Genomic DNA, 13,911 nt, shown 5'->3' on the forward strand with positions numbered 1-13,911 from the left:
TAAACGTGATCCCCGTCACCGTTGCAAGCTTGTTAACGGGACATTGCATTTTCTCCCCTGATTAGCGAAAACCGCACGGTGCTGCATGTGGTTTTTTAAAAACATGGCAAATAGTATGTTGTAACTAAAAAGGTCGTATTTAAACCCGGCCGAAGCCGGGTGAATGCATTAGCAAAGTGGTTTAACGGCGGCGCGCATACCCTTCAGCAGAATGGCATCCAGATCCAGCGTCACCTGGTCGACAAGCCCGCTTACCTGTGTCAGGTCCTGTTCCCAGTGTTCGTGTACGCTCAGCACCGACTGCACCAGCGCACGGGTACTCAACTGCCGATCGTGGTGCTGCGCCCAAAGCTGCTGGAAACGCGCCAGCCATGAGGCATCATCCTGCACCGGATAGCCCTCCCCGTTACGCTCCGCGCGGTAAAACGCGATCAGCGCCGCTAAGGCAAAGGTCAGACGTGCCGGTAATTGCCCCGTTGCCTTCTGCCCTGCCAGCAGCTGCGGCAGGATGCGGGTGCGGTATTTGGTCATGCCGTTAAGCGCGATGGAGAGCAGCTGGTGCCGGATGTAAGGATTACGAAAACGCCCGGTCACCGCACTGGCGAAAGACTCCAGCTCGTCACGCGGCAGATCAAGCACCGGGATGATTTCCTGATAAATCGCTTTTTCGACAAACGCGCATACCTCAGCATCGTTCATCGCCTCGCCTACCGTATCCAGCCCGGCCAGGAAGGCAACCGGGACCAGCGCCGTGTGCGCCCCGTTCAGAATGGCAACCTTGCGCGCTTTATAGGGCTTGATGTCGTCGACAATCAGCACGTTCAACGGGTACTTATCCAGACGAAGCTCGCGGGCAAGGGATGCCGGGCCCTGGATCACAAACAGATAGAAATGTTCGGCCGTGTCCAGGAACCCATCATGGTAACCCAGCTCCGCTTCCAGCGCGGCCGCTTCATCGCGCGGGTAACCGGTCACGATGCGGTCAACTAACGTTGAGCAGAAGCTGTTGGCGTCGTTAAGCCACTGAATAAAGGCGGCAGGCAGCGCCCACTCCTGCGCATAGCGCAGGACGAGTTCGCGCAACGCCTCCCCGTTGTAGTCAATCAGCTCACACGGAATGATGACCCAGCCTTTGTCCGGCGCGCCGTGGAAGTGGCTGAAGCGCTCAAACAGCAGTCGCGTCAGCTTCGCCGGATAACTCACCGCCGGAGCATCGTCAAAGTTGTCACCCGCGTGGTAGCTGATACCGGCTTCGGTGGTGTTTGAAAATACAAACCGCATATCGGGATTGTGTGCCAGTTTCAGGAACGCGTCATAGTCGTCATAGACGCTGATTTCCCGGTTAACAGCGCGGATAAGACGGGCGTCACTCACCGCCTCACCCTGCTCATTCAGACCACGAATGATTGTAGTGTACAACCCATCCTGCGTATTCAATGACGGCGGGAAGTCGCTCTGAATCGGGCGAACAATGACCACGCCGGCGTTGAGGTCGGTATGTTCGTTAAGCAGGTCGAGTTGCCAGTCAATGAAGGCGCGCAGGAAATTGCCCTCACCAAACTGAATAATACGTTCGGGATAGCGCGCACCGGGAAAATCACGACGGTTGAGAGTGTTCACCTTGGGTTCCTTTTATAATTAGTCATACAGCCTGACAAGATTGGTACGATAACTTATCAAAACTTAACGACCAGAAACCCTGTTTTGATCAATCCGCGGTGCGGTTGTGCAAAATTATTATAAGAACTTATAGAACACGGAGGTGGCGGTCATGGTGCCGTCCGGCATCAGTGCATAACGCGGGATCTCGCCAACCTTTTGCCAGCCGGCACGCTGATAGAACGTTTCGGCCCCACTGCCGGTGGAGGTATCAAGCACCAGCACCGATATGTCTCTGGCCCTGGCCTCCACTTCCAGCGCTTCCATAAGCGCCATCGCGGCCCCTTTGCGGCGTGCTTTTTCATGTACCAGCAGCTTCGCCACATCGCCACGATGCGGCTGGTTTTCAGGCTGGTCGGTGATGAGCTGAACGGTACCAATGACCCCGTCCTGCGGGTCGATACAGGCAAGCACGAGACGCTCGTTGCGCCCTGCGCTTTCTGCTATGCCGCGCCAGAAAGTGCGGGCCTTATCAAGGCTAAAAGGGAGCATAAAACTGACGGATGCTCCGCCGTTGACGCAGTTTTCGAGGATCGCTGCCAGCGCATCAAGGTGGAGGAGGATCGCTTCCCGGGAGAGGGTTTTGATTTGCAGTGAGGTATTCATTGTTGTTCCTTACGTTGAATACCCCACTTTGCATTTAACATCTTTTTAACGCAAACGGATCGAACATAGGTTTTTGTGATGTCACCGCGAGCGCTGGCGCTGCTGTTTCATGGCATACATCTTTTCATCAGCGTCCTTCAGCCACTGCTGGAGGTCATTACCATTATGATCGAACTCGCTCAGCCCCCAGGAGAACTGCAGCGACCAGGGGTGTAATTTGCGGGCGTTATAGTTTTCCACCTGCTCAACAAGATACTGCATGGCAATCCAGGCGCCTTGCTCGTCAGTATCCGCGAACAGCACCGCGAACTCGTCCCCACCAAAACGCACCAGCAGATCCGCCTCACGGAAAGAGGCACGCATTAGCTGCGCCATGGTTTTTAGCGCCTTGTCCCCTTCTTCGTGGCCGTAACGATCGTTAATCTCCTTAAAGTGATCCAAATCCAGCCAGCCGAGCGTCAACGGCTCTGCCCGGCGTCTTGCAACGGAAAGGGTAAACCTGACAAGCTGATTAAAGCCCCGACGGTTGAATAATCCGGTTAACTCATCTGTGGTCGCCGCGCTGATTGCGGCAAATTCATCTTCCGCCAGCGCGCCCAGGTCTCCCAGCACGGCAAGATCGGCCGCGGAGAACTCACGAGGCGCGTAATCAATCAGACACAGCGAGCCGACACTTGCGCCATCACGCAAGCGCAGCGGGAAGCCTGCATAAAAACGCACGCGTGGTTCACCGGCCACCAGCGGATTATCCGCAAAACGATCGTCCTGGAGCATATCCCCCACCACCAGCGGGGCCTCAGTCAGGATCGTATGGCCACAAAACGAGATATTACGCGGAACGGTGTCGGGTGCCTGCCCGTCGGCCGACTTCACGATGAGCGAATGCTCATCAATGAGGTTGACCATCGCCAGCGGCACCTGGAAGAAACGCTTCGCCAGGCGCGTAAGCCGGTCAAACGCTGGGGAACTGTCGATCTCCAGCAGACCCGATTCACGCAGGGAGTTCAGTCTGTCTGTTTCATTTTCAGGGGTTGCAGGTGCTTTCATAATGTCTCCTGACGTAAAGCGTTACTCAAAGCGTAGCTTAAACAGTGACATTGTCAGTGTTCTTAAGCCGCTTACTATTCACGTCAATGCCTTATGACGATTAACGCAGCTCTGTTTCATGCCCGGGGGTGGCCATTTGCGCGTCCGCCACCCGGGCGCTGGTACGATTTCGACCCGCTTTTTTTGAACGATAGAGATATTCGTCCGCTTCGGCCATCAACGTGTTAAAGACCTCGGTCAATTGCCATGCCTCAGCCTTTCCGCTTCCGAGGCCAATACTGACCGTCAGAGAGAGCGTTTGCTGCCGCCATGTAAAAGGGTGACTGGCCACGGTAGCGCGGATCCGTTCCGCCAGCGCATAGCCGTGTTGTGCGTCGCCGGAGTTAACCACCACCGCGAACTCTTCTCCCCCCATCCGCGCGACCATCCCGTCTTCGCCAACCACCTGCTGAACCTGGCGGGCAAACGACGCCAGCACCCGATCCCCACACTCGTGGCCGTAGTTATCGTTAATGCTTTTGAAGTAATCAATATCCAGCAGCATCACGGTCAGAAAACGTGAATGGCGGTGCGTCTCTTCGTGTTTTAACGCTTCATACAGACCGGAACGCGAATAGACATGGGTTAAGAAGTCATAATCCGCCCGCAGTGAAACCTGGCGGATCAGGGAATTAATGGCCGCCATGCTCACGGAAACCATCACCGGACAGATCGCCATCGTGGCAATCCCCAGCCGGGCCGAGAACATCATGGGGGTGATAAATGGCGTCGCCACGGCAATATTGATCACCGAATTGGCGACCAGAATGATTTCCGTGGCGCCGGTGATAAAGGTCAGCAGGCAGGTCACGGGCAACGGGTAACGGACCGCACACCAGATAAGCGCAGGGAGCGGAAAGGCGAGACTTCCCGCCCCGCCAATCACCACCGAGGCGGCCACCGAGATCATCAGCGCTATAACCGGCAGAATCTGCTCCAGACGGAACCTGAACTCACGCACGGGCATACCTACCGTCAGCATACACGGCACCACCAGCACGCCGGTTGAGAACTGCTCGCTGAACCAGTCGGCGAAAAGCGGCCAGAAGGTATGACTGTCTATCCCGACCGACCCCACCGCGCCGAGCAGCGCACAAAGCAGCGCGGCAACCAGGCAGTAGTTAAACAGGCGTAACGCGTTAAGCGGATCGGGGGTTTTCTTCATTAACCGCTTGTCGCGCTGAATCAGCACGGCAACCACGACAATAAAGATCATATTTGACAGGTTGATCACCACCGAGGCCATGCCCCAGTTGGTGGTCACCGCGTCGTACAGCAGCATGGCGACATAACATACCGCATAGTAATGCAGGCGATTGAGGTACACATAACGGGCGAAGATCCCCGCCATGACGCCATTCAGCGGCCAGAACAGCGACAAAGCCTCAACCAGCCGTAATTCCGCCCCCACAAAATAGAACAAGGTGGTGAGTAGAAAGATCGTCGATGCATTTCGCAGCGGCGTGTCAACCTGGAACAGCCTGAAAGCGGTAAGAGCAGAACGCATTAAATATCATTCCCTATGATAACGCATGGCAATTATTGCGGTCGTCAGCATGATCGGGGCTCACTTAGGATGCATCTATAACACAATTACAACGGGATCATAACTCGTCAAATCTGGGCGTTCATCTGGCGCACCAGCCAGTGGTGGATCACGCTGACGATGTATTGCTGCTGTTGCGCCGTCAGCGGAACACCCGACGGAATGTTGTGCCACTTAGCCAGACAGCCCCGACAGCAGGTGGCCGTGGCATGCTGGGCGATAAACACCGGGTGACCGCGCATGGGCGTCTGTTTGCCGTCGTTTGCGGGGTGTGCAGACGCAAGCCGCTTTTCGACAAAATCAGCGGCATGCTGGTCAATGGTTTCGGGGCCTTTGTCCCAGCAGTAGCGGCGTTCTTTCTCGCCTAAGCGAAAGCGCGAGCGAAATGTCGATCGCGCCAGGCGGGAAAAGAGAGGATCCAGGTCAGACATCAGTAAACGGAACGTCCCAGACGCTGGGTCAGCTTCTCCAGCACCGCCACACCGGCAAGGGAATTCCCCGTTTCATCCAGCTCCGGGCTCCAGACCGCAATCGCCATTTCATGCGGTACAATCGCGACGACTCCGCCGCCAACGCCCGATTTCGCCGGAAGGCCGACACGCCAGGCAAACTCACCGGCGTTTTGATACATCCCGCTGGTTGCCATCAGGGCGTTAACCTGACGCGCCTGAAGGGGCGAGACCACCTCCTGATCAAGATGCGGTGCGTGCCCCTGGTGCGCCAGGAACAGGAACGTCTGAGCCAGTTCAACACAGCTCATCTTCAGGGCGCAGTAATGGAAGTAGTTTTGCAGTACGGTGGCCACATCGTTATGAAAATTACCGAAGGATTTCATCAGCCACGCGATGGCCGCGTTACGGGCAGAGTGCTCAAACTCCGAGCGCGCCACCACCGTATCGTAGGCAATGTCTTCAACGCCTGAAAGCTGACGAACAATCTCAAGCATGCGCTGGCGCGGTGCGCTGAGGCGGCTTTGCAGCATATCGCAGACCACCAGCGCCCCGGCGTTGATAAAGGGGTTGCGCGGCTTACCCTGTTCGAGTTCGAGCTGAAGCAGTGAGTTAAACGGCTGGCCGGAGGGGTCTTTGCCCACGCGCTGCCAGATCTCGTCTTCCTCATACTGGCGCATCGCCGCCACCAGACTCAGCACCTTAGAAATAGACTGAATGGAAAAACGCTCAGTCGCATCACCGGCCTGGTATCGCTGTCCGTCAATGGTACAGATAGCAATGCCCAGCTTATTCCCGCTGACCGAGGCAAGGGCCGGAATATAGTCGGCAACCTTCCCCTTTCCCAATAACGGACGAACCTGCGCCAGAATCTCGTCCAGCATCTCATTATGGATGACCGCAGCCACTCTTTGCTCCTTGCCCTCAGGCTAAAACGGGCTGCGAGTATAACAGAGGCTTATGTATTGCGTCAGGCGCTAAGACGAAAACGCGAAACGGCCTGCAATAAAATGTCGGATTGCTTTTGCAGACGTTCCGAGGCCTCCGAGGCGTCAGAGACCAGAATATCTGTCTGACGGGAGACGTGATTCAGCGCCTGAAGCTGACGCGTCATCTGATGAATACTTTCGCCCTGGCTGAGCGTGGCGGTGGAGATCTCATTCAGCAGACTGCTTAAATTACCCACCAGACCGGTGACCTGCTGCAGATTCTCTTCCATCAGGTTAACGGCGCGGGAACCGTCTTCAATACCCCGCAAAGAGCGGTTGATCAGTTCCTGGATGGTCTGCGTCGAGTGGCTGCTCTTTCTGGCCAGCAGCCCAACCTCCCGTGCGACGACGGCAAAACCGCGCCCCTGGTTTCCGGCATGGGCAGCCTCGATGGCGGCGTTCAGTGCCAGGATGTTCGTCTGAAACGCCACGCTGTCGATCATCGCCACGATCCCGCGCATCTCTGAGGATCGGTCGACGATCGCCTGCATAGACGCATTTACCGTCGACATCATCTGGTCACCGCCCTCCGCCGCCTGACGCGCCTCATCCGCCCGCGAGCTGGCGAGCCGGGCATAGCCGGTATTGCCTTCTACATGGGTTTCCAGCGCCGCGATATGCGCCGTCACATCCTCAAGCTCTTTCGCCTGACGTGCCGACTGCTGATACAGCTTCTGGTTACCCTGCGCCAGGGCGTCAATATTCTCCACCATGGTGGCTGTGGCATGGCTAACCTGCGTCACCAGCTGCTGCAGACCGTGCTGCATCGTGGCGATGCTGTCGCTCAGCTGCCAGACTTCCCGGTTAAAGCACCTGACATCCGGCGGCGTGCCACAGAGGTCCCCCGCCGCCAGCTGGTTGATATGTGCAATAAGCCGGCGCAGCGGCGTAATAACCCATCTGGCCATGCCAAACCAGACGGCAACGGCGATGGCCAGTAATAGTACCGGTGCAAACAGGAACAGCGTTTGCAGCCCGGAGAGCTGCGCCATTAAGGTCTGTCGGCCCTGTACGGCCTGCCTCTCGCTTGCCTGCTGATACCGGGCATAGTTGTCATTAAAGTCACTCTGAAAAGCCTGAGCCGGTACCGCAAAAAAGGCATCGATGGTGTTGGTTTTAAGCAGACCGTCAGCCTGCTCCTGGATCGCGCCGTAGAAGAGCTGATAGCTGTTCACCAGGGCGTCGTCTTTCGGCGGATTCAGCGCCAGCCAGGCTTTCCACGCCTGCTGAGACACCGTCAGCGCCTTTTGCGCCTCATCCATCAGGCTGTGCCAGCTACCGTCGGAGCCGGTCTCTTTATCCTGCATAAACCAGACCCCGGAACGGTTAAGCAGGTCGCTTGCGGCGAGCAGTGAGACGCGAGCCAGATCCAGCTTGCTTTGCTGCTGCCAGGCCAGCAGATTGCGCTGCTCGTTGCGCTGGGCTTCGTTCAGGGAGGCGTTAAGCAGAAATGACGAGGAGAGCTGCAGCGCGGAGAAAAGGCCAATGATGCAAAAGATACCCGTCAGCAGACCAAACTGACGGGGGATGAGACGCTGCGCAATACGGCGAAAAATTTGCGTTAGGTTCATAATTTTCTTCATTAACAATACGTTAGACGCGAGCGAGTCTACGAGATGAAAATGACAGAACCATTGCAGTGAAATGACAAGGGCCCTCGTGATGAGGGCCGAAAAATTACACGCGATCCTTCCACACCGTCTGCACGTTGCAGAACTCGTGCAGCCCAAAGTGGGAGAGCTCGCGGCCAAAGCCACTTTTCTTCACGCCACCGAAAGCCACGCGCGCATCGCTGGCGCTGAAGCCATTGATAAACACGCCGCCGCACTCCAGTTCGCGGGAGAATCTCTCAGCTTGCGCATCACTGGCAGTAAAGACGGTGGCAGACAGACCAAAGTCGCTGTTGTTGGCAAGCAGCAGGGCATGCTCCGCGTCTTTCGCGACGGTAATGGCCGCGACCGGACCAAACAGTTCCTGACGGAAAGCCGTCATCTCAGGCGTCACATTGCCGAGTACGGTCGCGGCGTAGTAATTACCCTCACCGCTGATTTTCTCTCCGCCCAGCAGCAACGTTGCCCCTTCGGCCAGCGTGGCCTGCACCTGTTGATGCAGTTCATCCCGCAGGTCATAACGCGCCATCGGGCCCAGGTAGTTCTCTTCCTGGTCCGGAGCGCCGAGCTTCAGCGCAGCAACCGCATCGACAAAGCGTTGGGTAAAGGCATCCGCAATACCCTCTTCCACAATGAAGCGTTTTGCCGCCGCGCACACCTGTCCGGTATTCTGGTAGCGCCCCGCTACCGCCGCTTTCACGGCAAGATCGAGGTCGGCATCGTTAAGGACGATGAACGGATCAGAACCGCCCAGTTCAAGCACACATTTTTTCAGCGCAGCTCCGGCCTGGGCGCCAATCGCCGCACCGGCACGCACGCTGCCGGTGACGGTCACCGCAGCAATACGACTGTCGTTAATCGCCTGGCTGACGCCCTCATTGGTGGCATTCACCCAGCCAAAAACGCCTGCCGGAATACCGGCCTCGGCCGCTATCTGCGCAATCAGGCTGGCCGAGCCGAGCACGTTTGGCGCGTGTTTGAGCAGATAACTGTTACCTGCCAGCAGGATCGGCACTGCACCGCGCAGCACCTGCCAGAGGGGGAAGTTCCACGGCATCACCGCGAGGATCGGCCCCAGAGGACGGTATTCGATAACCGCATTATCATTTTCCACCAGCGTGGGTTCCGCGCGCAGCATCGCCGGGCCATGTTCGGCATACCAGTCGCACAGCGCAGCGGATTTTGTGACTTCCGCCCGCGCCTGCAGGATGGGTTTGCCCATCTCACGGGAAATCGTCTGCGCCATCTCTTCCGCGCGGTTTCGCAGCGCGGCACCGAGATCGCGCAGCTTCTGCGCCCGGTGGGCAACGCTTTCACGACGCCACTGGCGATATGCCGCGTCTGACTGAGAAATGGCGTGGTCAACCTCTTCCGGCGTCGCCCACGGATACGCGGCGAGGGTTTCCCCGTTGGCCGGGTTAACAGAGAAGGCATGTGTTGCAGATGAATAAGTCATGGTGTTCTCCACGTATTTCGGTTGATTGATTGTGGCTCACTCTGCTATTTCTTAAAAATGAATAATACTAACCACCTTATTCACGAAACGAGAATGCCATGGACTTAACCCAGCTTGAAATGTTTAACGCCGTCGCGCTGACGGGCAGTATCACCCAGGCGGCGCAGAAGGTGCATCGCGTGCCGTCTAATCTCACCACCCGCATCCGTCAGCTGGAGGCCGACCTCGGCGTTGAGCTGTTTATTCGTGAGAACCAGCGTTTGCGGTTATCCCCCGCCGGTCATAACTTCCTGCGCTACAGCAAGCAGATCCTGGCGCTGGTGGATGAAGCACGGATGGTCGTGGCGGGTGATGAGCCGCAGGGGTTATTTGCCCTCGGCGCGCTGGAGAGTACTGCCGCGGTGCGCATTCCGGAGACGCTGGCGCAGTTTAACCAGCGCTACCCGCGTATCCAGTTTGCCCTCTCTACCGGGCCATCCGGAACCATGATTGATGGCGTGCTGGAGGGAACCTTAAGCGCCGCCTTTGTTGACGGGCCCCTGTCGCACCCGGAGCTGGAGGGCATGCCGGTCTACCGGGAAGAGATGATGCTGGTCACGCCGGCCGGACAGGCGGAAGTCTCACGTGCCGCGCAGGTCAGCGGCAGCGATGTTTACGCCTTTCGCGCAAACTGCTCGTACCGTCGGCATCTGGAGAGCTGGTTTCATGCGGACAGAGCCACCCCTGGCCGTATTCACGAGATGGAGTCCTATCACGGGATGCTCGCCTGCGTGATTGCCGGTGCGGGCATCGCGCTGATGCCGCGCTCGATGCTGGAGAGTATGCCAGGGCATCATCAGATTGAAGCCTGGCCGCTGGCGGAGAACTGGCGCTGGCTCACCACCTGGCTGGTGTGGCGACGCGGGGCGATGACCCGCCAGCTGGAAGCCTTTATAGCGCTGCTAAACGAACGTCTGCAACCAGCGCCTTCTCCATAAACAGGCTGAGCGGATCGTCAACGTACGGGGCAAACGCCGGGCGCATTTCGTATCCGCACTGTTCATAAAGACGCACCGCGGCGTGCTGTTTGATGCCCGTCTCCAGCCGTACCGTATGGCAATGACGGCTCAGAGCCTCATCTTCCAGGGCGGCCAGCAGCGTTTCGCCGAGATGTTGCCCGCGATGAGCCGGATCGATATAGACCCGCTTCATCTCTCCCGTGCCGTCACCGTTGAGCACGATGGCTCCGCAGCCGACGGCCTTCAGCTGCGGGTCGCGGATGATCATCAGGATAAGCGAGTCTTCCGCAAGCGCAGACAGGTCGAGCAGATGATTACTTTCGGCGGGATAGAGTTCGCTCTGATAGCGGTCAAGCGCCGCAATCAGTGTAAGGATATCCGGGTGATGTGCAGATTCAGAGGTAATGGAATACATGGCAGGCTCCTTGCTATTGTTCTTTCAATATAGCCTTTCAACATAGCGTAGGCCTGCCAGGGTACGTCATAGTATTAACTTATCGCGTCACGCTGTTAGCGTAAAAAGATACGTCCTTTCAGATACAGGGTCGCCTGACCGCCAATTAACACCCGGTCGCCCTTCAGTTCGCAGCGCAGATCCCCGCCACGGTACGACACCTGGCGGGCGTTGAGTGTGGTTTTGCCCAGCTTTTCGCTCCAGTACGGGATCAGCATGCTGTGGGCGGATCCGGTCACCGGATCTTCCGGCACCCCTTCCCCCGGACAGAAGAAGCGGCTGACAAAGTCATACTGGTCTCCCGGTGCCGTCACGCAAACCATTTTATCCAGCGGAAGCAGCGCGCCAATATCCGGTGTTAACGCTTCTACCTGCTGCTGGCTCTCCAGCACCACCATGTAATCGCGTCCGACGCGCACCTCTTTCGCCGCTGTAATGCCCAGCGCGCTAAACAACGCCGCAGGTGGGTTCTCCACACCCTCAGTCGACCACGCCGGGAAGTTCAGCGTCAGCCAGTCGCCGCTGCGCTTGACGGTCAGCTCGCCGACAAAGCGCGTGCTGAAGGTGATTTCGGTATGCGGATAATCCAGGTATTCGAAAATAACGTGTGAGGCGGCAAGCGTTGCGTGTCCGCACAGGTTAATTTCATCCAGCGTGGTGAACCATCGCAGCTCAAACCCGCCGTCGGTGCGCACGAAAAAGGCGGTCTCAGACTGGTTGTGCTGCTGCGCCATTTTGAGCAGCGTCTCGTCCGGAAGCCACTCTTCCAGAGGACATACCGCTGCGGCGTTACCGCCAAAGGTTTTATCGCTGAAGGCATCCACCAGATAAAAATCAATTTCCTGCATTGTCTCTTCCTCTCTTGTTATGGCTATTTAGCGCAGAAAAACTGTGCCTTTCAGATAAAGCGTGGCCTGACCGCCCATCAGCACGCGGGAGCCTTTCAGCTCACAGCGCACATCACCGCCCCGGGCTGAAACCTGACGGGCAAACAGTCTGGTTTTACCCAGCTTTTCGCTCCAGTAAGGGATCAGCATGGTGTGGGCGGAGCCGGTGACCGGGTCTTCCGGGACGGAGACGCCCGGGGAGAAAAAGCGGCTGACAAAATCATATTCCCCTTCCCCACGCGCCGTCACACTCACCTTATGCTCACCTGGCGTCATCGCCGAAAAGTCTGGCATGAGCGCTTCGGCCTGCTGGCGATTGTCGAGCACGATAAGCCAGGCACGTCCTTTACGGGCTTCAACATAGTGCGTAATACCCAGCGCCGAGAGCATCTCCGGCGGCGGTGTCTCTTCATGGGTTGGGCATGCCGGGAAGTCCAGCGTCAGCCAGTCGCCCTCCCGGCTGACCGTCAGGCGACCGGAGGCGGTATCGAAGTGGATCCGTGAATCAGGGTAGTCCAGCTCGGTAAACAGAACGTGCGCCGCCGCAAGCGTAGCGTGACCGCAGAGATTGACTTCGGTAAGCGTGGTAAACCAGCGTAGCTCAATACCCCCTTTGCTGCAGACAAAAAAGGCCGTCTCAGACTGATTGTGCTGCTGCGCCATTTTCAGCAAGGTTTCATCGGGCAACCATTCCCTTAGCGGGCAAACGGCGGCCGGGTTACCGCCAAACGAGGTCTCGCTGAACGCATCGACCAGATAAAAATCAATCTCCTGCATTGTCTTACCGCCTGTTTTTATTGTGTTGTTCTTTTATATTCAATGAAAAGCACGCTTGCGGCTACCGCTTTCATAAGGTAAATATTGAGATCTGCATCACATAATGGTTGAGTTTTCACCTTTTGACGTTTTAAGATCGTCTCCTCTTCTTTTCAGCAACGAATCTCCGACATCCCTATGACAACGAACACAGTTTCCCGCAGGGTTGCGTGGCTACGCGTGGTCACGCTGGCCATTGCCGCGTTTATTTTTAACACCACCGAATTCGTGCCTGTTGGGCTGCTGTCTGACATCGCTGAAAGTTTCCAGATGGAAACCGCGCAGGTGGGCATTATGTTGACCATCTACGCCTGGGTGGTGGCGCTGATGTCCTTGCCGTTTATGCTGCTGACCAGCCAGATCGAGCGGCGCAGGCTGCTGATAGGTCTGTTCGTGCTGTTCATTGCCAGCCATGTGCTGTCGTTTATGGCGTGGAATTTTACGGTACTGGTCATCAGTCGCATCGGCATTGCCTTTGCCCATGCGGTGTTCTGGTCGATCACCGCGTCGCTGGCAATTCGCCTGGCGCCAGCGGGTAAACGCGCTCAGGCGCTGAGCCTGATAGCCACCGGTACCGCGCTGGCGATGGTGCTCGGCCTGCCGATTGGCCGCATCGTCGGGCAGTACTTCGGCTGGCGTACCACCTTCTTCGCCATCGGCATGGGTGCGCTGATGACGCTGGTATGCCTGATAAAACTGCTGCCCGCCCTACCCAGCGAACATTCCGGCTCGCTGAAAAGCCTGCCGCTGCTGATGCGTCGTCCGGCACTGCTGAGTATTTATCTGCTCACCGTCATTGTGGTCACCGCCCACTACACGGCCTACAGCTACATCGAGCCCTTTGTGCAGGTGGTGGCGGGCTTTAGTGCCAACTTTGCCACTGTTTTACTGTTGATCCTCGGCGGCGCGGGCATTATCGGCAGCGTGCTGTTCGGTAAGCTGGGTAACCGACATGCCTCCACACTGGTGAGCAGCGCCATCGGCCTGCTGCTGGCCTGCTTGCTGTTGCTGATGCCCGCCGCGGGCAGTGAGATCCAGCTGGCGATCCTCAGCCTGTTCTGGGGCGTGGCGATCATGATTATTGGTCTGGGCATGCAGGTGAAGGTGCTGGCTCTGGCGCCGGACGCGACGGATGTCGCCATGTCGCTGTTTTCGGGGATCTTCAATCTGGGGATTGGCGCGGGCGCGCTGGTGGGAAATCAGGTCATCCTGCACGTCTCGATGTCGGCGATTGGCTATCTGGGTGCCATTCCGGCACTGGTGGCGCTTGTCTGGTCGGTGCTGATTTTCCGTAAGTGGCCGGTGGCGCTGGAAGAACAGGGGCAGCACGGGTGAACCTTCTTGCCGGGTGGCGG

General features: G+C 57.4%; 13 protein-coding genes. 2 read left to right on the forward strand and 11 right to left on the reverse strand.

Annotated features, from left to right (window positions below; all coding sequences use genetic code 11):
- Nucleotides 1-168: 168 nt before the first annotated feature.
- From LDK53_RS18500 to sad, 8 genes are all read right to left on the reverse strand, one after another.
- On the reverse strand, nucleotides 169-1,620 hold the full coding sequence (locus tag LDK53_RS18500; RefSeq protein WP_225287786.1) for a tagaturonate reductase: 1,452 nt from the start codon (nucleotides 1,618-1,620) through the stop codon (nucleotides 169-171).
- 117 nt (nucleotides 1,621-1,737) lie between these two features.
- The gene (locus LDK53_RS18505) at nucleotides 1,738-2,265 is read right to left on the reverse strand and encodes a GNAT family N-acetyltransferase (RefSeq protein ID WP_225287787.1); all 528 of its coding nucleotides are present in this window, start codon (nucleotides 2,263-2,265) and stop codon (nucleotides 1,738-1,740) included.
- Nucleotides 2,266-2,346: 81 nt separating this feature from the next.
- A complete protein-coding gene (locus LDK53_RS18510) occupies nucleotides 2,347-3,312 on the reverse strand; it encodes a sensor domain-containing diguanylate cyclase (protein WP_025756429.1) in 966 nt (321 codons plus the stop codon).
- 100 nt (nucleotides 3,313-3,412) lie between these two features.
- Nucleotides 3,413-4,858, reverse strand: a complete 1,446-nt coding sequence (locus tag LDK53_RS18515; RefSeq protein ID WP_047958588.1) for a GGDEF domain-containing protein — start codon at nucleotides 4,856-4,858, stop codon at nucleotides 3,413-3,415.
- Nucleotides 4,859-4,965: 107 nt separating this feature from the next.
- The gene (locus LDK53_RS18520) at nucleotides 4,966-5,328 is read right to left on the reverse strand and encodes a DUF4186 domain-containing protein (RefSeq protein WP_045284389.1); all 363 of its coding nucleotides are present in this window, start codon (nucleotides 5,326-5,328) and stop codon (nucleotides 4,966-4,968) included.
- Nucleotides 5,328-6,254 carry a glutaminase B gene (gene glsB / locus LDK53_RS18525; RefSeq protein ID WP_045284388.1) on the reverse strand — a complete coding sequence of 309 codons (927 nt, stop codon included), beginning with the start codon at nucleotides 6,252-6,254 and terminating at the stop codon, nucleotides 5,328-5,330. Before glsB ends, LDK53_RS18520 begins: the two co-directional genes overlap by 1 nt.
- 62 nt (nucleotides 6,255-6,316) lie before the next feature.
- Nucleotides 6,317-7,906: a methyl-accepting chemotaxis protein gene (locus LDK53_RS18530; protein ID WP_045284387.1), complete on the reverse strand. Its 1,590-nt coding sequence runs from the start codon at nucleotides 7,904-7,906 to the stop codon at nucleotides 6,317-6,319.
- Nucleotides 7,907-8,012: 106 nt separating this feature from the next.
- Entirely contained in the window at nucleotides 8,013-9,401 is a 1,389-nt protein-coding gene (gene sad / locus LDK53_RS18535; protein ID WP_225287788.1) for a succinate-semialdehyde dehydrogenase, read from the reverse strand.
- 98 nt (nucleotides 9,402-9,499) lie between these two features.
- On the opposite strand from sad, the gene ptrR reads away from it, so the two are divergent.
- Nucleotides 9,500-10,378 (forward strand): putrescine utilization regulator PtrR, encoded by an 879-nt coding sequence (gene ptrR, locus LDK53_RS18540; protein ID WP_025756424.1) that lies wholly within the window; start codon nucleotides 9,500-9,502, stop codon nucleotides 10,376-10,378.
- Here ptrR and LDK53_RS18545 read toward each other — a convergent pair.
- The 3 genes from LDK53_RS18545 to LDK53_RS18555 all read right to left on the reverse strand — a co-directional run bounded on the left by LDK53_RS18545 (nucleotide 10,332) and on the right by LDK53_RS18555 (nucleotide 12,517).
- The gene (locus LDK53_RS18545; protein ID WP_052685727.1) at nucleotides 10,332-10,814 is read right to left on the reverse strand and encodes a GNAT family N-acetyltransferase; all 483 of its coding nucleotides are present in this window, start codon (nucleotides 10,812-10,814) and stop codon (nucleotides 10,332-10,334) included. The two genes, ptrR and LDK53_RS18545, sit on opposite strands and share 47 nt — an antisense overlap.
- 95 nt (nucleotides 10,815-10,909) lie before the next feature.
- On the reverse strand, nucleotides 10,910-11,701 hold the full coding sequence (locus tag LDK53_RS18550) for a PhzF family phenazine biosynthesis protein (RefSeq protein WP_225287789.1): 792 nt from the start codon (nucleotides 11,699-11,701) through the stop codon (nucleotides 10,910-10,912).
- 27 nt (nucleotides 11,702-11,728) lie between these two features.
- Nucleotides 11,729-12,517 (reverse strand): PhzF family phenazine biosynthesis protein, encoded by a 789-nt coding sequence (locus tag LDK53_RS18555; protein WP_225287790.1) that lies wholly within the window; start codon nucleotides 12,515-12,517, stop codon nucleotides 11,729-11,731.
- Between the two features lie 177 nt (nucleotides 12,518-12,694).
- Between LDK53_RS18555 and LDK53_RS18560 the strand changes: the two genes are divergently transcribed.
- Nucleotides 12,695-13,891 (forward strand): sugar transporter, encoded by a 1,197-nt coding sequence (locus tag LDK53_RS18560; RefSeq protein WP_095440684.1) that lies wholly within the window; start codon nucleotides 12,695-12,697, stop codon nucleotides 13,889-13,891.
- Nucleotides 13,892-13,911 lie beyond the last annotated feature (20 nt).

Origin of the sequence: Enterobacter sp. K16B (assembly GCF_020216105.1) — a bacterium.
Lineage (GTDB): Bacteria > Pseudomonadota > Gammaproteobacteria > Enterobacterales > Enterobacteriaceae > Enterobacter > Enterobacter sichuanensis.